Here is an 18,436-nt window from a genome sequence, read left to right as displayed (position 1 = left end):
CTTTCAAAAACAGAAAGGATTCCGTAGCTCAGCTGGTAGAGCAATACACTTTTAATGTATGGGTCCTGGGTTCGAATCCCAGCGGGATCACTAAAGAAAAGCTAATCGCAGGATTAGCTTTTTTTTGTTTAACACTTGCGGAAAACTTCTTTTTCATCAACAACGCTTTTCTTGATCTCCATTTGAAAACATGTTTTTTATCTTATCTTTATAATTTCAAGAATTTACGGACTAAGTACAGCAAAAAAGCAACCGATAATTCAAAAATAATTCTGGCGCTATTTCACCATCAAAGTAACGCTAGAACATTTGAAATCAATGAAAGAGGATCGAGCACATGAAGAGATTTACGTTAAAAGAGATTGGCCAACAGCTAAACCTATCTCCAGGAACCATTTCCAAAGCATTAAACGACAGCCATGAAATAAGTGCAGAAACAAAAAAACTAATTTTAGATTTTACAAAAAAAATCAATTATATACCAAATTTCTCTGCAAAAAGCCTAAAGACGGGGCGCTCAAACACATTAGCGATCATTGTTCCGTTTATCTCAAGCTCATTTTTCTTTGATTTCTATGAAGAGATTTCCCACATCCTGTCGCAGACGAATTATAAACTGATCCTATTACAGACTTTTAACGATGAGAAAAAAGAAAAAGAAGCCCTAGAACTTTGTATACAAAGCAATATCGAAGGTGTAATCATTTCTCCTGTAAAAAATGATTCAAGTTTATCACTCTTGTTTTATATGATGGAACAGATTTGTCCTGTTATTATCTTCGACCGAATAAACCATCAGCTCGACACATTCAAAATCGGAATCCAAAACAATAAGGTCATCTACCAGGCAACAGAAGAAATGATCAGAAACCGAAGAGAAAATATCATCCTTCTACTATGTAAAGATATCGGTGGCAATGTAAGCCGAATAAAAGGATATAAAGATGCACTCTTCAACGCCGGCGTACCCTTTAAAGAAGAAAATATTATAGAAATTTCTTATTCCAGTCCCAAGGACAATATCGATGATGAACTGGAAAGCAAAATAAGCACACTAATAAACGGGCCACTAGCACCAAATGCGCTCCTCTCAACGACAGACACCTTGTCACTAAAAGTTTTGCACATATTAAATAAATTGAAGGTGAAAATTCCTGATGACATGAACTTAATTGGCTTTAGCAACACCCCTTTTGCCAACAGTCTCAATCCATCTCTAACAACAATCACCCAACCAACACAGCTTATGGCAGAAAAATCGGTAGAACTCCTCTTGCAGATGTTAAAGAAAAAGAACAAAAAGAATTATTTCGAATTCGAGACGTATTTTTTGGACTGCAGTATCGAACACCGAAAATCCACATCATCCCTTTAAAGAAAAGGTCAAAATTCCATAGCGGAATTTTGACCTTTTCAGAAAATACCGATCTCTACTATTAACGATCGACCGCAACATCCACCAATTAAACCTTACTTAATCAATGATCGCAATGCATGGACAGGCAAATCTATTTTAGTATCATTGGATAGATTCCCGTTCAATGTTCCCCATTGCAAACTATCTAAACGGACAGATGATTTCCCTTCAGTTTTGATATTCAGAAGACCAACTTTGGCTTCAGGTCCTTTCCTATTGAAATAAACTTCTGAATTGTTTGCCACAATATCTGCACTTTGATAATTCGTACGCGGAAGTCCCAAAACACTATTCGTCGTGTTAACAAATAAACGACCAACAAGAGAATTCCCCTTACTGTCCGTCCCGCCAAGATCATCAATAGTGGAATTTGTCAGGTTCAGGTTCAACGTATTTATAACGGATTTCTCCGCAAGGGAAAATACCTCAACGCTATCACCTACAACAGTCAACTCGTTCAACTTGGCCGACAACTCGTTAATACCCGCATTTTTTAATTTTAAAACCTTAAGATCAGGTGAAAAAATATAGATTGACTTATAAAACCCCTCTCCTCCTGATAAAAGATCTAAGGTAAGATTGCCAGATTGATCAACATTCGCTTTCACAAAGTCGGCTTGACTTTTATTAACTTTAACCATAAACTTATCGCTTTTCACCCAGTACAACCCTACACCGCTTGCATTGGCACCTACAATATAAAGCTTATCGAAAGCTGCCAAGGGGAACGACCGGTAATAAACATCCTTCGCACCTGGCTTAGATACCTCCTGCTCAACATCAGCATTATATTTTTTCGCATCCACTCGATTTATACGAACAAGGTAGGACGCGACAAGCATCGGAACCGCGAATAAGCCTATTGCTAATCCCATTATTATTTTTGTACTTAATTTCATGACTCATTTTGATTAAAATTCTGACTTACAAACCGTCTATAACGTTGCTCTAACTCATCCAGACCGATTTCCAATAAATAAATATTACGAAAAAACAAGGGAAGATCTTCTTCTAGAAAAATTGCCTTTCTATATAACTTCACATTCTTCACCGATTCTTGTGTCAGAAAAAAACCGATCCCGCGCTTATTGGCTATAATTTCTTTCTGCTGCAACATATCGTAGGTCCGCATAACAGTATTGGGGTTAACCTCCATCTGAACTGCCAATTCCCTTACTGAGGGGAGTTTTTCATCCACTTTCCAGGTCGCTAGCAAAATATGATCACATACATACTCAGCAATCTGAAGGTAAATGGCTTTATTTGCATTGAACTCCATATTAAATCTCCTTTTCTTTTAACCTTAAAAAAGCAACCGCCCAAATCATTATGGTAAGTAACACTCCTACAGCGCCGATCAATGCAAAAATATGATTTGAATCAGACCAATAGTTATTATCCATTGTACCTACGGTATCCTGGGTCTGAGTCTTCATTAAGTAAACAAAAAGACACATCCAAACAACACAGTAAAGCACAAGAAAAATAGCCGTCTTTACATATTGATAGTTTTGGTAGACGATCCCACCAAGTAAGAAAATTGCATTTAGAAGAATTGGTATAAAACAAAAATAATAAGCCGGTTCAGGGTATTGAATCTTGAAAAAGTACTGCCATAGATCCACACTGACCGTCTCCCCTGATGGCTGCACTTCATTTACAACCACAGAACCAACGCTCCTCAAATAAGAAACAAATGCCAGATCGATCAAATAAAAGACCAATAAGTATGAACCAATACTCACGACAACCGTATAGAATAAGCTGACCAGAAACTTTTCCAATTGTGACGCCGGAATCATCAGCTCAAAAATCGCCCGGGTCTTTTTCCCTAAATCAGCAAAATAACTGCTCGAGATAACCGTTACAAAAAAGAGTCCCAAGATACAAAACAACGGTGCTCTGAAATTTAGCAACGAATAAACAGTATTCTTTTTGATGTCATCATAATTTGACCCCAAATTAACCGCATAAAAACCAAAAATTACCCCGGCAATAATCCCTATTGACATCAGATAAATTCGTCCAAAACCAATCCATTGTCTTCGAATCAGTCCAAAAAAACGCGTAGCATTAAATAGATTTGACATATTCATCAAGTTTAATAAGGTCCGTAATTTTTTCCTTGCACTGTAACACAGCATTAAATAACAACTCCAAATCCAGTTTCGAATCTTCTACCACCGAGTTTGGGAGAATAACATTAAAACCGCCTACTCCTTCTTCGGAATAGAGTGTATCCAAAGGCAATTCTCTTACTTTTTTAAAGCATAAACGATCAGTAATCACATGCATCGGAGCATTGAGTGCAACCTTATGATCATCAAGCAGAATAACAGCATCAATAAGATTATCCAGATCACGCACCTGATGTGTGGAGATAATTACACATCGATCGTCAGTAATGGCAGAAGCCATGATCTTTCGAAACTGAACCTTAGAAGGAATATCCAAACCATTCGTTGGCTCATCCATGATGATCACTTTCGTGTTAGACGCTAAACCGAAAGAAATAATATATTTCTTTTTCTGTCCATAACTCATGTTTGCTAATTTTTGCTCAATAGGAATATCGAACTCACGAATAAGCTGATCGAAATATACCTGATCGAAGTTGGGGTAGAACCCTGCATTAGCCTTCAGAAACTGTTCCGATTTTACGGCAGGGAGATAAAACTCTTCCGGAATAAAACTAATCTCTCTTAACAAGGAAGGTTCCCTTCGATTAGGGTTATGCCCCAGCACATCAACTCGCCCCGAAACAGGATATACCAAACCGGCAATATTCTTAAGCAAAGTTGATTTACCAGCACCATTCTTCCCCAACAAGCCATAGATATGCCCCTGCTTCAATTCAAGATCCATATGAAGAAAGAGTGGCCTTGATTTACTATAGCTGAAATTTAGATTTTGGATAGTAACCATACTACTGTATTATTTAATTAATACACTAATATAGAAACGAATTTTATATAATTCCAAAAATATTTTAAAAAAATACAGGCAGGGCTTTGCTTACGCTCAGGCATTACTTTATTTTAATAGCGCCAATCGGGCATAGGACAACATAAACACTCAATCTATGTAATAAACATAATGCAATGATAAACAAATTGTTATTATAATAAATTATGAAATTCGTAATCGAATAAAACATCATTTTTATCGATGTGCATTATCCTTAAAAACAACACGCAAATCGCAACCACCTTCAAAAACCCGAAATAGCCGCATTCTCAGCTAAAACAAATCAAAACCACACAAACCCTTCGGGAATGACAAACATCACCTCAGAGAGGCTAAAAACAACTAAAAATAAAGCATACAGACGATCATTAGTTATTCACAAGCGAATACCTTCGTTCTCGATCATTTGGACGGCCTATTTGGTCCAGCTAATCGTTATTCTCCGCCTGATAGATAAACGGCAAATTACACATAACAACAGCATTAACCAAGAGTTAAAAACAACACAAAGCAACCTAATAACCAAAACAATAAAGTACTTATATAAAGTAAAAATACATATAAATACAAGTCCTTTGATCAGAAGACGTAGACAATTAATGAAAAACCAGCATCTATTCTATAAGCTGGTATAGTTTAAAATAGCTTTAAATCTATTTTATTACCATCTTTGTTTTCATGATGAATTACATTTATCCCTTCATTCTAGCGATGCATTCTTTATGGAGATGGGAAGTACTGATTATACTAGCAATTAGTCTTTCAACCTTTTTTTATAAGAAAAAACAGCAGCTTCTATTCTCCCCTATCGATCAATTTCTTGTAAAAACCACGGTTATTTCTTTCTATATTCAGCTAGTTTTAGGTATTAATCTCTATATACTGAGCCCCATCACACAGTACTTCCTACGACATTTCGACGAAGCAGTCCACCTGAGGCAAATTCGCTTCTTCAGTATGGAGCACAGTAGCATGATGATTATGGCTGCAATTTGCCTGACATTGGGTGCCCATAAAAGCAAAAACGCCGATACAAACGATCGACGTTTTAAAACATTATTAATCTGGTTTGGACTAGCTTTACTGATTATCCTTAGTTCTATTCCTTGGGAATTCTCTCCCTTGACAAGCAGACCGAGTTTTCGATCATTTTAATTAGCTATTTTTCCAGTTGGCTTTTCTTTTATTACGCATGGCATCCATTCCCTCCTTGAAATCATTGGTTTTACGCAAATCTGCCAAGCTCTCTAAGAGAAAGTTATACTTATCATCATAATCTTGCTCTTTTAGCCTTCGCAGTGCAACAAAACCTCTCGATATAGCCAAAGGAGCATTTTTAAGAATAGTTTCTCTCAATTCAACCAAGGCAGTTTCTTCAACATCCAAAATTCCGGACAGAATACCCTTATCCAGCGCATCTCCCGCAGAAAAAGAATCTCCCCTGATACAAAGATCCATCGCTTTTCTTTCAGGCATATATTCCATTAGCAAGGCCAACACCTGAAATGGAAAGAGTCCGATTTTTACTTCTGGCAAAGAAAAACGTACATGTGGCAGTGCAAACAAATAAGTGCAAGATAATGCAATCAAAAAACCACCTGCAATAACATCTCCCCTAACAACACAGATTGAAGGCTTATCTAAACAGGCAAATATTTCTGCCAAAGACTTTTCAACCTTTGGAATTGCCGGATTACCAATATCTACTGTAGGATCCTCAAAAGCTTTAAGATCCATACCCGCACAGAACACCGGACCTTCAGCCTCTATTTGTACTAAACGAATATCGGGATTGCTATTCGCCAGATTCAATGCATAGGCAATTTCGTTCACCATAGTCGGACTAAAAGCATTTCTTTTATCCGAACGAGCTAGCGTCAAATTGAACACATGCTGCTCAACGTGCACCTTTATAAAATTCAGTTTTTCCATCTCAAAAATCCCTACAAAATCATTTGCCTGAAGCTATGCTCCAATCCGAGTATTTCAGCATCAGTTCCTCGTCCAAAATAACGCAACAAGAGTTCTGAAGGTATATTGCCAACCAAATCATCTTTTGCAAATGGACAACCGCCATAACCAAGCAATGCGCCTTCAAATTTACGGCAACCTGCGAGATAAGCGGCTTCAATCTTAGCAAGACTCTCCGCTTGCCTCGCATGAAAATGTGCACCTATTTCCAGTTTTGGAAAACTGGCTTTAACAAAAGTGAATAATGCTGAAATCTGATTCGCATCGGCTTCTGAAGTTGTGTCTGCCAAAGAAAATTCCCGGATACCCAGATCGTATAATTTCCCAATCCATTCTTCTACCAAAAGTGGGGACCACGGATCCTTGTATGGGTTCCCAAAAGCCATGCTAATATAAATAACTAAAGATTTATGATTAGCGTCTGCCAAAAGTTTCATTTCTTTTACTTGCTGATAAGAAGCCGCCAAGCCCATATTGGTATTTCGACGTTGAAATGTTTCCGATATTGAAAATGGATACCCTAAAAAGTCGATTTTTTCCTCTAGAACGGCTTCTTCTACTCCCCGAAGATTGGCGACAATCGCCAATAACTTCACTTTTTCATTCTTTCTGATTCCTTCCAGGACTGCTTTTGTATCCGCCAACTGCGGAACTGCTTTCGGCGAAACGAAAGATCCAAAATCAATAACATCAAACAGCTCACTTTCGATTAACGTATTGATATGTTTAATTTTCTTATCTGTCTCAATAAAGTTATGAAGCCCTTGAACAGCGTCTCTTGGGCAATCAACCAATACAACTTGATCCCTCATCATATGCTATAAAATATCTTTCTCAATCTCTCTGGCGATCACCATTTTCTGAATACTTGAAGTCCCTTCACCTATGGTACATAGTTTAGCATCTCTAAAAAACTTCTCGGCAGGATAGTCCTTTGTAAATCCATAACCACCAAAGATCTGCACAGATTCATTCGAGACACTAACAGCAGCCTCCGACGCATAAAGTTTAGCCATCGCTCCAATTTTAGAAACACGGTCCCCATGATCCTTTAAATAGCCCGCCTGCCTCGTTAACAATTCGCTTGCCTCTACTTGTGTAGCCATATCTGCAAGTGCAAAAGAAACTGCCTGAAATTCGTAAATCTTTTTCCCAAATTGCTCACGCTCGTGTGCATATTTCAGCGCACACTCGTAAGCTCCGCGGGCAATACCCAAAGAAAGTGCCGCAATCGAAATACGTCCGCCATCCAATAATTTTAAAGCCTGTACAAAGCCCTGTCCTTCCTCACCGATGAGTTGATCCCGATGAATCCGACAATTATCAAAAAAAAGACAGGCAGTTTCTGAGGCACGCATCCCCAATTTATTTTCTTTCTTTCCCGCAGTAAATCCAGGTGTACCTTTCTCAACAATGAAAGCCGACATCCCTTTTTTATCCCCCTTAGCCCCAGTTCGTGCAATAACGACAGCAACACTAGAACTGATGGCATGCGTGATAAAATTTTTAGAACCATTTAACACGTAATGATCACCATCTCTCTCCGCAAATGTCGTCATTCCACCGGCGTCAGAACCGGAACCGGTTTCTGTAAGCCCCCAGGCACCGATCCATTCAGCTGTCGCCAACTTTGGAAGATAACGTTTCTTCTGTTCTTCACTGGCAAAGCTTAATATATGATTTGTGCACAAGGAATTATGCGCCGCCACAGAAAGTCCGATTGAACCACATACCTTGGAGATTTCATCCAAAACGGTAATGTATTCCTGATACCCGAGCCCTGATCCGCCATATTCTTCAGGAACGATTACTCCCATAAAACCGTGTTCGCCTAACTTTTTAAAAACTTCTATTGGAAATATTTGGGCTTCGTCCCATTCCATCACATAAGGTTTGATATGATACTGTGCAAAATCTCGTGCACTTTGTCTGATCATATCCATTTGTTGTTTATTTTCAATAAACATAAGCATGAATATTAAATTTACAATCGGTAATTCAATTCAAATATATCAAAATATTTAGGAATAAAATTGCAAATATTTTAAAATTTTATTTTAAATTTATCTAAAAATAAGAAATTCTTAATTTAACAGTTTTTAAAACCAAGATTATAAATTATGAAGGAGCTACTCGCATTACTTCGCCAAAAAAGAGAAAATTTAAAATTCGGTGGCGGCATCGATAAAATAAAAAAACTGAAAGAAAAAGGCAAAATGTCAGCCTGGGAAAGAATAGAATATCTACTGGACCCAGACCGTGAGTATCTTGAAATAGGCATGTTTGCCGGCGAAGGAATGTACAAAGAACATGGTGGATGCATAAACGCAGGATGCGCAGCGGTACTGGGTTATGTAAAATCCAAACTATGCGTCATTGTCTCCAACGACGCGACTGTCAAAGCTGGGGCATGGTTCCCAATTTCTGCCAAGAAAAATCTACGCGCACAAGAAATTGCTATGGAAAACAACTTGCCAATTATCTATTTAGTAGATTCCGCCGGTGTATTTTTACCGCTACAAGATGAAATCTTTCCGGACAAAGAACATTTTGGACGTATATTCCGTAACAATGCCCGAATGTCCTCCATGGGAATACCTCAAATTGCAGCAATTATGGGAAGTTGCGTAGCAGGTGGCGCTTATTTACCTATTATGTCCGACTACGCCTTTATCGTCGAAGGAACGGGATCTGTATTTTTAGCAGGCCCTTACTTGGTCAAATCTGCGATAGGTGAAACTGTAGATGCAGAAACACTCGGCGGAGCTTCTACCCATTCGGAGATATCCGGCGTAACAGACAATAAATTTCCCGACGACCAAAGTTGTTTAGATGCTATAAAAAATGTTATCGATAAAATCGGTGGAAATCTAAAAGCTAATTTCGACAGAAAGATAAGCCTACCCCCAAAAACTGATCCGAGTAAAATAGTAGAGATTCTTCCCGAAGACAGGACAAAACCTTATCGCATGCAGGATATCCTGAATGCAATTGTAGACGCAGAGACTTTAGAAGAATACAAGCCAGATTATGGAAAAACCATTGTATGCGGCCTCGCCCGCATAGATGGCTGGGCTGTCGGGATCGTTGCTAATCAACGCGAGATCATTAAAGCCAAAAAACCTGGCAACACCATGGAAATGCAGATGGGCGGGGTTATCTATAGTGATTCAGCAGATAAGGCGGCGCGCTTCATCATGAATTGCAACCAGCAGCGCATTCCACTTGTTTTTTTTCAGGACGTCACTGGTTTTATGGTAGGGAGCCGATCTGAACAAGGGGGGATTATCAAAGACGGCGCAAAAATGGTCAATGCAATGGCCAACTCCGTAGTCCCAAAATTTACATTTATTGTCGGAAACAGTTATGGCGCAGGAAATTATGCAATGTGTGGAAAAGCGTATGACCCACGACTAATCTACGCTTGGCCTACCGCCCAAATGGCAGTCATGAGCGGTGCCGCAGCAGGCAAAACACTGTTTCAAATCCAAGAATCAGCTTTAAAGGCCAAAGGTCAAGAAATTAATGAAGAAGAGAAAAACGACCTCCTTAAATCCATCGAAGACCGGTACAACGAGCAATTGAGCCCATATTACGCTGCTGCGAGACTATGGGTTGATGGAATTATAGCACCTGAAGAAACACGAAAAGTTATCAGCATGGGAATTGAAGCTGCCAACGAAAAACCTATCTTAGACCGGTATAATGTAGGTGTTATACAGGTCTGAGTGGAGTAAAGTTAAATTCGAAAACCCCTCAAACGGCAAACTTCGTCATCTGAGGGGTTTTTAAATTAGCTATTTTATAGCTATATTTAGGATCTTCTCCAGATTTTGCTAATCGCTTCAAAGTCCAACAAAGATTCTCGATTCCGCATAATGTCTACTGACACCGCTTTTTCTACGGGTATCCCCGAAAAGATTTTCTTAATAGGCAGCTCCAGTTTTTTGCCGCTTAACGTATAAGGAATAGCCGCTACTTGAAAAATATCGTCAGGCACATGTCGCGGACTATATTGCAGCCGAAGCACCCGTTTAATCTCACTTTTTAACATGTCATTCAATAAGCCAGTGTCCAATTGAACAAAAAGCAACATATCAGATGATCCATTTTCATGATCTACGCAAATAACCAAACTATCCAAGACCCCCTCGGTTCTATTTAAAACATTATAGATCTCCGCAGTACCAATACGTACGCCGCCACGGTTCAGAGTTGCATCTGAACGCCCGTACATAATTACTCCATCATGGTCAGTAATCTTAATCCAGTCACCATGACTCCAAACACCGCTATATTTATCAAAATAACTATCGAAGTATTTTTTATTCGCCCCATCGTTCCAAAAATAGATGGGCATGCAGGGCATGGGAGCTAAAATAACGAGTTCTCCAACCTCCCCATAAAGTGGATGACCATTCTCATCAAATGCTTCTATCTTAGCTCCTAAGGTGCGGCATTGAATCTCTCCTGCATAAACATCACGCAAAGTGCACCCCGAAAGAAAGGCGCTGCAAACGTCTGTACCACCACTTAATGAGACAATTTGACTTTTTGGAAACTGTACATTTAGCCATTCAAACACATCTGGCGGAAGTGGTGAGCCTGTTGACCCTATTGTTTTCGGCTGATAAGCCATGGATTTTAAATCTTGATCTTGACAGGAGATGAGATAAGCAGCCCCAACGCCAAAATGATCCACCTTACTTTCTTGTGCAAACCTCCATAAACTCAATTTGTCGGGATAATTCGTAGCTCCATCATATATACACAATGTATTTCCCATTAAAAGGGCCGAAAGCGCATAATTCCACATCATCCATCCTGTAGTAGAATACCACATAAATCGATCGCCGTCTTGCACATTTTGATGCAGTCCAAGTGCTTTCATATGTTCCAGCAGCATACCACCAACTCCATGTGTAATGGCTTTAGGCTTCCCGGTAGTTCCCGAAGAATACAAAATCCATATTGGAGCATCAAAAGGCATTGCCGTAAATTGGAGCTTAACTTGTGTAAGATCCTTTTTCAGAATCTCTTCCCAAATAGGATCATCAATCAAAACACAAGCCACTAATGATGGTAGCCGCTGCGAAAGTTGCTGAATACTTTCCGCCTTTTCAAAAAGACGTCCATTATAGTAATAACTGGAATTTGCGAAGAGTACTTTGGGTTCAATCTGCTCAAAACGTTCCTGAATACTTGCCTCCCCAAAGTCGGGCGAACAACAGGACCAAACCGCACCGATGGAATTAGCAGCCAAAAATAACGCAACTGCTTCGATGCCATTAATCAATACACCAGCTACACGATCTCCACTTTGTACACCTAATTCTTTCAAATAGACTTGGAGTTTGAGAACCATGGATTCCAACTCAGTCCATGACACCTCTCTTTTAGCATGCTGTTCAGATTGAAAGATTAATGCAGGACGCTTTTCCGTTGTGTTCCGAAATACGTGTTCAGCATAATTCAAAGTAGCCCCACTAAACCACTTTGTCCCAATAAAGCTTGTGGAATCTGCCGGTAACTCGACAATGTTTGTAGGAGCTGAATGAAATTTTAAATTAAAATAGGCGGCTATACTCTTCCAAAAATTAGCCAGTTCCGTCGTTGACCATGCCCAAAGGTCCTGATAGGATGGAAAGAATAAGCCATGCTCATTCTCCACATATTGTTTAAACTTATTGATCTCAGCTAGAGATTTTTGCTCTTCTGTTGGGCTCCAGAGTAATTTTCCCATAATAGTTAGCTATAAAACGGTTATATTCAAACTTAGGTAAATTTACGTGTATATGCAATTTTAAATAGCTATAACGCCCTATAACAACACACTGTATTTTCGGATTAAATACAGATGTTAAATTATAATACTTCAATAGCCGTATTCATTTCTACCGGATGCCCCGTGCACAAAAGTATCCTTCCTTGTTCAACTTCGCGATCTGTTAAAACCTCATTATAATCCATTCTTACTTTACCTCTTGTACACTGTGAAATACAGGTACTACACATACCGGATTTACAAGAATACGGCAACTTAATTTTATGTTCCAGCCCGATGTCCAAAATAGATTTGTTATATGGCACTTCAAGATTATAGGTTTTACCTTGAAAATATAATTCGATAGCATAGGTCGTTGTATCAACTTCCTTTTCGGTCTCGTCATCATCATCCTCTTCATTTTGGGGCAATAGAAATGTCTCTCGTTTTATCTGATTGGAATCAAATCCCATCCCCAAAAGGGTAAAACGACATAGATCCATATAAATCACAGGACCGCAGGTATAAAACAAGGCATCTTCCTTATTTCCAAACAAATGATCGTTAACAATAGCATGTATATAATCTCTATTCAACCTGGCCTTCATCAAGTTTTTACTATTGGAGTAAATCCACACAATTGTTAAACGATCAGGAAATCGGTCTGCCCAACCCTCCAATTCGGATCGAAACGGTGTTAATTCCAGCGTACTATTACTGTAAATTAACACTATTTTAGACTTACTTTCCGCAAGAAGCGCTGTTTTGAGAATAGCGTACAAGGGTGTGATGCCAATTCCAGCAGCAAACAAAAATAAGGTCCGAATCTTTTCCGGTTCAGGTTCATATACAAACAAACCCTGAGGTTCCATCGCGTTGACGATATCCCCCTCCACAATAGTATGGTGGAGCAGTCGAGATATTTCCCCATTTTCGACACGCTTAACAGTGATGCTTAAGGGCTCATTATTATCCGGCGAACTATTAAAAGAATAAGAACGACGTACCTCACGGTCACCAAACACAAAAGAAAGCGTAATAAACTGCCCAGCTTTATAGGAAGGATAGTCTCCTGCTATAGACTCAAGCTGAAAAGTAAGGTTATTATTAGGTTGGGGGATGATTTTTGAAATCCTTAATGTATACATAGATCAAACTTAGCTAAATTTGATTTTATAAACAATTATAATTCTTTAGCCAACCTGTCCTATAACTGCCATGAAATGCCTTTAAAACAATAGAAATTAGGGGTAGCAAAATTACCGTACATCAAAATTCGAAACAAAGTATGCTGCTCTACAGATGAATTTATAACAATTTTGTTGTATTACAATTAACAGACAATTCTTGGACAATATTTGCAAAATTTCACGTTATATTTATATCAAAACTAATCACAATAAGATTATATGCAAACACGCAGAAACTTCCTTCAAAATGCAGCAAAAGCTACGCTAGGCATCGCTGTATCTGGATCAATATTACAAGATATTGCTTCCGCGAAAGCTACTGAATTACATGCCGCTACCTTAAAGTTTTCCCAAGTAAAATTACCATTCAGTTATGCCGCTTTGGAGCCTAATATTGATGCGTTGACGATGGAAATCCATTATACAAAGCACCATATGGCCTATATTAATGCCGTTAACGAAGCCATTCTTGCTGAAAACATCAAGGAAGCCTCAGAGGAGCAACTTCTAGCAAACATATCTAAGTACTCTCCAAAAGCAAGGAATAATGCTGGAGGAGCCTGGAACCATAACTTTTTTTGGGAAAGTCTGTCCGATAAGCCGAGCCAGCCATCCGAAAAATTATTGACTATGATCAATAAGACATTTGGTTCTCTAGACAAATTCAAAGAACAGTTTGCCGCTGCAGCAACCTCACGATTCGGTTCGGGATGGGCCTGGTTGCTTTTGGATGACTCAGGTAACTTAAAAATTAGCTCTACTCCAAACCAAGACAATCCTTTAATGGATGTTGCAGAGGTAAAAGGTATTCCCATTTTAGGTCTTGATGTATGGGAGCATGCTTATTACCTGCACTATAAAAACAAAAGAGCTGATTATATTAAAAATTGGTGGAATATTGTGAATTGGAAAAAAGTCAATGAAAGACTAGCATAAAAAAAGCTCGATTATTACTAATCGAGCTTTTTTTATATTCGCTATGAACCAACCTACCCTAGCTTTTCTTTTAATTTGTTGACCTGAAAGTCAACCAATTTTTGAAGCGGCCCAGAAGCGATCATTTTCATCATCATGTTGAGATCAGCATCTATGATAAAGGTTGCCTTTGTCACTGTATCAGCAATAACTTGCAATTCCCAACGAAGAGTTACGTCAAAAGGTGCCTTCTCTAAAGGAGTCAACTTAATAAGATGATTCTCAACACGCTCTTCTACGCGAAGAGCCAATTTTGCCATATTCTGTATTGTAAATCGCGCCTCGTCCGTAGTCGAAGACCAATTGTAGATATTTTCAGGCATCAACTGCTCATGATTGTTGAGATCCGCCAAAAACGCATACACCTCGCCGACATTTTTGTTGATTTCTGTTGTATTCTGAATAGTAGTCATAACGATAAATTAATCCTCTTTATTGAAAATTGTCGCCCCAAGTAGCCGGGTTCAATCGCCACTTTTTCAAGATCTCAATATCCTCTTCCAATACATAACTATTTTCAGCAGCGACCTGAATCAAAGCATCATAATTACATAGACTGAAATAAGGACATTTTGCATCAGCAAAATTATCAGTAGCTTGTTGCAATCCATAAGTAAAAATAGACACCAAGCCAACAACATTGCAGCCAGCCTCACGTAACGCCTTTACAGCCACTAAACTACTCTTACCTGTCGAAATTAGATCTTCAATTACAACTACGCGTTGACCGCTAACTACTTCACCTTCAATTAAATTCTGACGACCATGATCCTTAGCTGAGCTTCTGACATAAGAAAATGGTAGTCCCAAATCTTGTGCTACCAAAACGCCTTGTGGAATACCTGCCGTAGCAACTCCAGAAATCATATCCACTGATCCAAACTCTTCTTGAATAAGCTTAGAAAGCTTTTGACGAATGTATGTACGAATCGCAGGATGAGATAAAGTGATACGGTTATCACAGTAAATTGGAGACTTCCAACCCGACGCCCATGTAAAAGGACTTTTAGGTTGCAATTTTATTGCTTTAATTTGCAATAAGGATTCAGCAACTTTTTGTTCAACCTCATTTAAATTATTCATGGCGCAAATTTATAAAATTTATATGAACGAAACCGTGCTAATTTTAGCAGATTTTGTTCCATCGAAAATCAAAAACCCACAAACAATTAGTTTTCAAGAGATTGACCTCCAAAAACTTTTCAAACAATCTGAAATTGATAAAGTTCCAAAAACATATCTCTACATCAACAAGGATTTTGAAACCGTATTTCAAAACTTAAAAAATAAAATTAAGCTCATTAAAGCTGCAGGTGGGCTGGTGAAAAATGGTGATGGAGACTATCTTTTTATCTACCGATTAGGAAAATGGGATCTTCCGAAAGGTAAAGTGGAAGAAAATGAAAAAATGCGGGAAGCAGCTGTACGCGAAGTTGAAGAGGAATGTGGCATCAAAATCAACTACTTAGGAAAAAAAATCACCACATCATACCATACCTATTTTTTGCGAAATGGAGAATTCGTCTTAAAAGCAACGAACTGGTATGAAATGGGAGTCAACAAAGTCCCTAAATTGATTCCGCAAACTGCAGAAGATATCACAAAAGCAGAATGGCGTCATGTGGACCAATTTGAAGACATACGCAACAATACTTACCCCATTATCGAAAATATCCTAAAAAAGGCAAAATAAATTGCCTTTCTTAGGATCATCTGACAGGAATAAAAAAGATCATGCCTATTTTTATATTATGGAAAATATAACAGGAAAAAGAGCCTTAATTACGGGTGGTGCGCGAGGATTGGGGAAAGCGATTGCCTATGCATTAGCGAAAGAAGGTGTTCATATCGCGATTACCGGTAGAAATGAAGCTGCTTTAAAGGATACGGCCACGGAACTTGCCGAGCTGGGCACTGAGGTCACTTATGCCGTCTTTGACGTATCAAATTATAGTGCAGTACAGGAGGAGATCGAGCGATTGAAAAATACCTTCGGTAGCTTTGACATATTAGTTAACAATGCGGGAGTAGCATCGTTTTCCACTGTGCTCGACATGGATGTTGCCGATTGGACATCGATCATTCAAACGAATCTCCTGGGTACATATTTTGTTACAAAAACTATTCTTCCGCAACTGATTGAAAAAAATCAAGGCGATATCATAATGGTATCTTCGACTGCCGGATTAAATGGCGCAGCCACCACTTCCGCTTATAGTGCATCGAAGTTTGGCGTCATCGGCTTCGCCGATTCTTTAATGCGGGAAGTACGGAAAAACAATATTCGGGTATGTACACTTATGCCTAGTACGATTGCCTCGGATATGTCCAAAGATCTTGGACTTACCGATGGTGATCCAGAAAAAGTTCTTCAGCCTGAAGATTTCGCGGAGCTGATCATTGCTAATTTAAAACTACCAAGAAGAGCCATGTTAAAATCAGCTTCTTTATGGTCTACAAATCCCTAATAATCGAATAGCTATTCATCAGGGTCAAATACAGCCCTTTTAATAGCTTTCTTTTATGATACAAAGAAATTGATTAAGATAGGAGCTTTCATTGCTCCTATCTTCTATAAACAAGCAATTATGAGTCAATTATTTTCATCAGTAAACATCGGAAATTTACAATTGAAAAATCGTTTGGTTGTATCCCCAATGTGTCAATACTCGGCAAAAGATGGTTTTGCAAATAACTGGCATTTGGTTCATTTGGGCCAATTTGCAATCGGCGGAGCTGCAGCAGTAATACAAGAAGCAACAGCAGTTAGCCCTGACGGTCGAATCAGTGATGGAGACCTTGGTTTATGGGACGACCAGCATATCGAAAAATTAAAAGAAATAACCGAGTTCATTAAAGCAAATAATTCCATACCTGGCATACAACTTGCCCATGCAGGCCGCAAAGCAAGCAGCAATAAACCTTGGCTTGGCAGGAATCAATTTTCACCAACGGACCCTCAGGGCTGGCAAACAGTTGCTCCATCTGCAATAGCTTTCCATGCAGGAGATTATGAACCACAGGAACTTGATGTTTCCGCCATTGAAAATCTGATTGAACAATTTGGAACAGCGACGAAAAGAGCAATCCAAGCCGGCTATGAAATTATTGAACTCCATGCAGCACATGGATATCTGATCCATCAATTTCTTTCACCACTGAGCAACTTACGAAAAGACACTTTCGGCGGGATCTTTGAAAATAGAATACGCTTTCTTATTGAAATTGTGAAAAGAGTAAAACAAGAAATAACAAGCCAAAGTTTATGGGTACGTATTTCAGCAACTGACTGGGCCGAAGCCGGCTGGGACTTAAAGCAATCCATAGCCTTATCACAACAGCTATATGCATTGGGGGTAGACCTGATTGATGTTTCAAGTGGAGGATTGGTCTCCTATCAAAAAATAGATGTAGGACCAGCATATCAGCTCCCTTTCGCCACCGCTATTAAGGAGAATACCAAGAATAACGTTGCCACTGTAGGTTTAATTAAAACTGCTATTGAAGCATCCGAGATCATTACGCGAAAGCAAGCAGATTTAATCTTAATCGCACGGGGATTTCTTGATGATCCACACCTTCCATTACATTTTGCCAAAGAATTAGACGCTGAAGTTCCTTGGCCTAAACAATATGAAAGAGCAAAATAATAGGAGAGACATGGTAAAATAGTCTGTATATGCTCCATATCCTAAACGGACAAAAGATATAACAAATGCCATGAGATAAGTATTTAAAGATGAAATTAAACCTCAACAAGATACATCATATTGCCATTATCTGTAGCAATTATGAACGTTCAAAGAAATTCTACACGGGCATACTGGGCCTGGAGATTGCTAGAGAATATTATCGTGCGGAACGTGATTCTTACAAACTGGACCTCAAACTCAACGATCATTACATTATAGAACTTTTTTCGTTCCCATCACCGCCTAATCGGCTCAGCTTTCCAGAAGCTGCCGGTTTAAGACATCTTGCATTCGAAGTCGATAATCTCGACATCGAATTAAATAAGCTCGAAAAAGCAGGTGTATCACATGAAGGGATCAGAATAGACGAGTTAACAAATAAACGCTTTACATTCTTCTTTGATCCTGATCAGGTTCCAATAGAACTATACGAACGTTAAAACAGAAAGCGGCATTGATT

The 18,436-nt window shown here is 38.9% G+C and carries 19 protein-coding genes and 1 tRNA gene; 9 read left to right on the top strand and 11 right to left on the bottom strand.

Translation table 11 applies throughout. From position 1 onward, the window contains the following. Positions 1-17 precede the first annotated feature (17 nt). Together B3H30_RS10475 and B3H30_RS10470 are read left to right on the top strand one after the other, a co-directional pair. Positions 18-90 (top strand) — tRNA-Lys (locus B3H30_RS10475). A gap of 247 nt (positions 91-337) precedes the next feature. Then, positions 338-1,375 carry a LacI family DNA-binding transcriptional regulator gene (locus tag B3H30_RS10470; protein WP_070567715.1) on the top strand — a complete coding sequence of 346 codons (1,038 nt, stop codon included), beginning with the start codon at positions 338-340 and terminating at the stop codon, positions 1,373-1,375. A gap of 95 nt (positions 1,376-1,470) precedes the next feature. Here B3H30_RS10470 and B3H30_RS10465 read toward each other — a convergent pair whose 3' ends face one another. Genes B3H30_RS10465 through B3H30_RS10450 form a run of 4 tightly spaced genes read right to left on the bottom strand, consistent with a single transcriptional unit; the run spans position 1,471 to position 4,342 of the window. Next, complete coding sequence (locus B3H30_RS10465; RefSeq protein WP_070567717.1) at positions 1,471-2,316, bottom strand: hypothetical protein; 846 nt, start codon at positions 2,314-2,316, stop codon at positions 1,471-1,473. After that, positions 2,313-2,696, bottom strand: a complete 384-nt coding sequence (locus B3H30_RS10460; RefSeq protein ID WP_070567719.1) for a GntR family transcriptional regulator — start codon at positions 2,694-2,696, stop codon at positions 2,313-2,315. Before B3H30_RS10460 ends, B3H30_RS10465 begins: the two co-directional genes overlap by 4 nt. A 1-nt stretch (position 2,697) precedes the next feature. Next, positions 2,698-3,507: a hypothetical protein gene (locus B3H30_RS10455; RefSeq protein WP_139145036.1), complete on the bottom strand. Its 810-nt coding sequence runs from the start codon at positions 3,505-3,507 to the stop codon at positions 2,698-2,700. Beyond that, positions 3,491-4,342: an ATP-binding cassette domain-containing protein gene (locus tag B3H30_RS10450; protein ID WP_070567725.1), complete on the bottom strand. Its 852-nt coding sequence runs from the start codon at positions 4,340-4,342 to the stop codon at positions 3,491-3,493. The genes B3H30_RS10455 and B3H30_RS10450 overlap by 17 nt, the downstream gene beginning before the upstream one ends. A 720-nt stretch (positions 4,343-5,062) precedes the next feature. On the opposite strand from B3H30_RS10450, the gene B3H30_RS10445 reads away from it, so the two are divergent. After that, positions 5,063-5,539, top strand: a complete 477-nt coding sequence (locus B3H30_RS10445; RefSeq protein ID WP_083296033.1) for a hypothetical protein — start codon at positions 5,063-5,065, stop codon at positions 5,537-5,539. Here B3H30_RS10445 and B3H30_RS10440 read toward each other — a convergent pair whose 3' ends face one another. The 3 genes from B3H30_RS10440 to B3H30_RS10430 are packed head-to-tail and all read right to left on the bottom strand — an operon-like array spanning position 5,540 to position 8,322. Continuing rightward, positions 5,540-6,316 (bottom strand): enoyl-CoA hydratase/isomerase family protein, encoded by a 777-nt coding sequence (locus tag B3H30_RS10440; protein WP_070567727.1) that lies wholly within the window; start codon positions 6,314-6,316, stop codon positions 5,540-5,542. An 11-nt stretch (positions 6,317-6,327) separates the two neighbouring features. Next, positions 6,328-7,170 (bottom strand): hydroxymethylglutaryl-CoA lyase, encoded by an 843-nt coding sequence (locus B3H30_RS10435; protein ID WP_112376131.1) that lies wholly within the window; start codon positions 7,168-7,170, stop codon positions 6,328-6,330. A 3-nt stretch (positions 7,171-7,173) separates the two neighbouring features. Continuing rightward, entirely contained in the window at positions 7,174-8,322 is a 1,149-nt protein-coding gene (locus B3H30_RS10430) for an acyl-CoA dehydrogenase family protein (RefSeq protein ID WP_070567729.1), read from the bottom strand. Between the two features lie 153 nt (positions 8,323-8,475). Here B3H30_RS10430 and B3H30_RS10425 point away from each other — a divergent pair, with 153 nt between their 5' ends. After that, positions 8,476-10,083 (top strand): acyl-CoA carboxylase subunit beta, encoded by a 1,608-nt coding sequence (locus B3H30_RS10425; protein ID WP_070567731.1) that lies wholly within the window; start codon positions 8,476-8,478, stop codon positions 10,081-10,083. 86 nt (positions 10,084-10,169) lie between these two features. On the opposite strand, the gene B3H30_RS10420 is transcribed toward B3H30_RS10425, so the two are convergent. Both B3H30_RS10420 and B3H30_RS10415 read right to left on the bottom strand, forming a co-directional pair. Next, complete coding sequence (locus B3H30_RS10420; RefSeq protein WP_286709868.1) at positions 10,170-12,098, bottom strand: acetoacetate--CoA ligase; 1,929 nt, start codon at positions 12,096-12,098, stop codon at positions 10,170-10,172. Between the two features lie 122 nt (positions 12,099-12,220). Continuing rightward, entirely contained in the window at positions 12,221-13,267 is a 1,047-nt protein-coding gene (locus B3H30_RS10415; protein ID WP_070567735.1) for a ferredoxin--NADP reductase, read from the bottom strand. A 261-nt stretch (positions 13,268-13,528) separates the two neighbouring features. On the opposite strand from B3H30_RS10415, the gene B3H30_RS10410 reads away from it, so the two are divergent. Then, positions 13,529-14,245 (top strand): superoxide dismutase, encoded by a 717-nt coding sequence (locus tag B3H30_RS10410; RefSeq protein ID WP_070567737.1) that lies wholly within the window; start codon positions 13,529-13,531, stop codon positions 14,243-14,245. A gap of 53 nt (positions 14,246-14,298) precedes the next feature. Here the strand turns inward: B3H30_RS10410 and B3H30_RS10405 are convergent, their stop codons facing one another. Together B3H30_RS10405 and pyrE are read right to left on the bottom strand one after the other, a co-directional pair. After that, positions 14,299-14,697 (bottom strand): SRPBCC family protein, encoded by a 399-nt coding sequence (locus tag B3H30_RS10405; protein WP_070567739.1) that lies wholly within the window; start codon positions 14,695-14,697, stop codon positions 14,299-14,301. 19 nt (positions 14,698-14,716) lie between these two features. After that, a complete protein-coding gene (pyrE, locus tag B3H30_RS10400) occupies positions 14,717-15,367 on the bottom strand; it encodes an orotate phosphoribosyltransferase (RefSeq protein ID WP_070567741.1) in 651 nt (216 codons plus the stop codon). Positions 15,368-15,389: 22 nt separating this feature from the next. Here pyrE and B3H30_RS10395 point away from each other — a divergent pair, with 22 nt between their 5' ends. The 4 genes from B3H30_RS10395 to B3H30_RS10380 all read left to right on the top strand — a co-directional run bounded on the left by B3H30_RS10395 (position 15,390) and on the right by B3H30_RS10380 (position 18,416). Next, the gene (locus tag B3H30_RS10395; protein WP_236560231.1) at positions 15,390-15,977 is read left to right on the top strand and encodes an NUDIX domain-containing protein; all 588 of its coding nucleotides are present in this window, start codon (positions 15,390-15,392) and stop codon (positions 15,975-15,977) included. 58 nt (positions 15,978-16,035) lie between these two features. After that, positions 16,036-16,752 (top strand): 3-ketoacyl-ACP reductase, encoded by a 717-nt coding sequence (locus B3H30_RS10390; protein ID WP_070567745.1) that lies wholly within the window; start codon positions 16,036-16,038, stop codon positions 16,750-16,752. Positions 16,753-16,872: 120 nt separating this feature from the next. After that, positions 16,873-17,934 (top strand): NADH:flavin oxidoreductase/NADH oxidase, encoded by a 1,062-nt coding sequence (locus B3H30_RS10385; RefSeq protein ID WP_070567747.1) that lies wholly within the window; start codon positions 16,873-16,875, stop codon positions 17,932-17,934. Positions 17,935-18,023: 89 nt separating this feature from the next. Then, on the top strand, positions 18,024-18,416 hold the full coding sequence (locus B3H30_RS10380; protein WP_070567749.1) for a VOC family protein: 393 nt from the start codon (positions 18,024-18,026) through the stop codon (positions 18,414-18,416). Positions 18,417-18,436: the final 20 nt, after the last annotated feature.

Source organism: Sphingobacterium sp. UBA7038, assembly GCF_002494055.1.
Taxonomy (GTDB): domain Bacteria; phylum Bacteroidota; class Bacteroidia; order Sphingobacteriales; family Sphingobacteriaceae; genus Sphingobacterium; species Sphingobacterium multivorum.
Note: the sequence above shows the minus strand (reverse complement) of the source record. Positions and strands in the feature narration are given on the sequence as shown.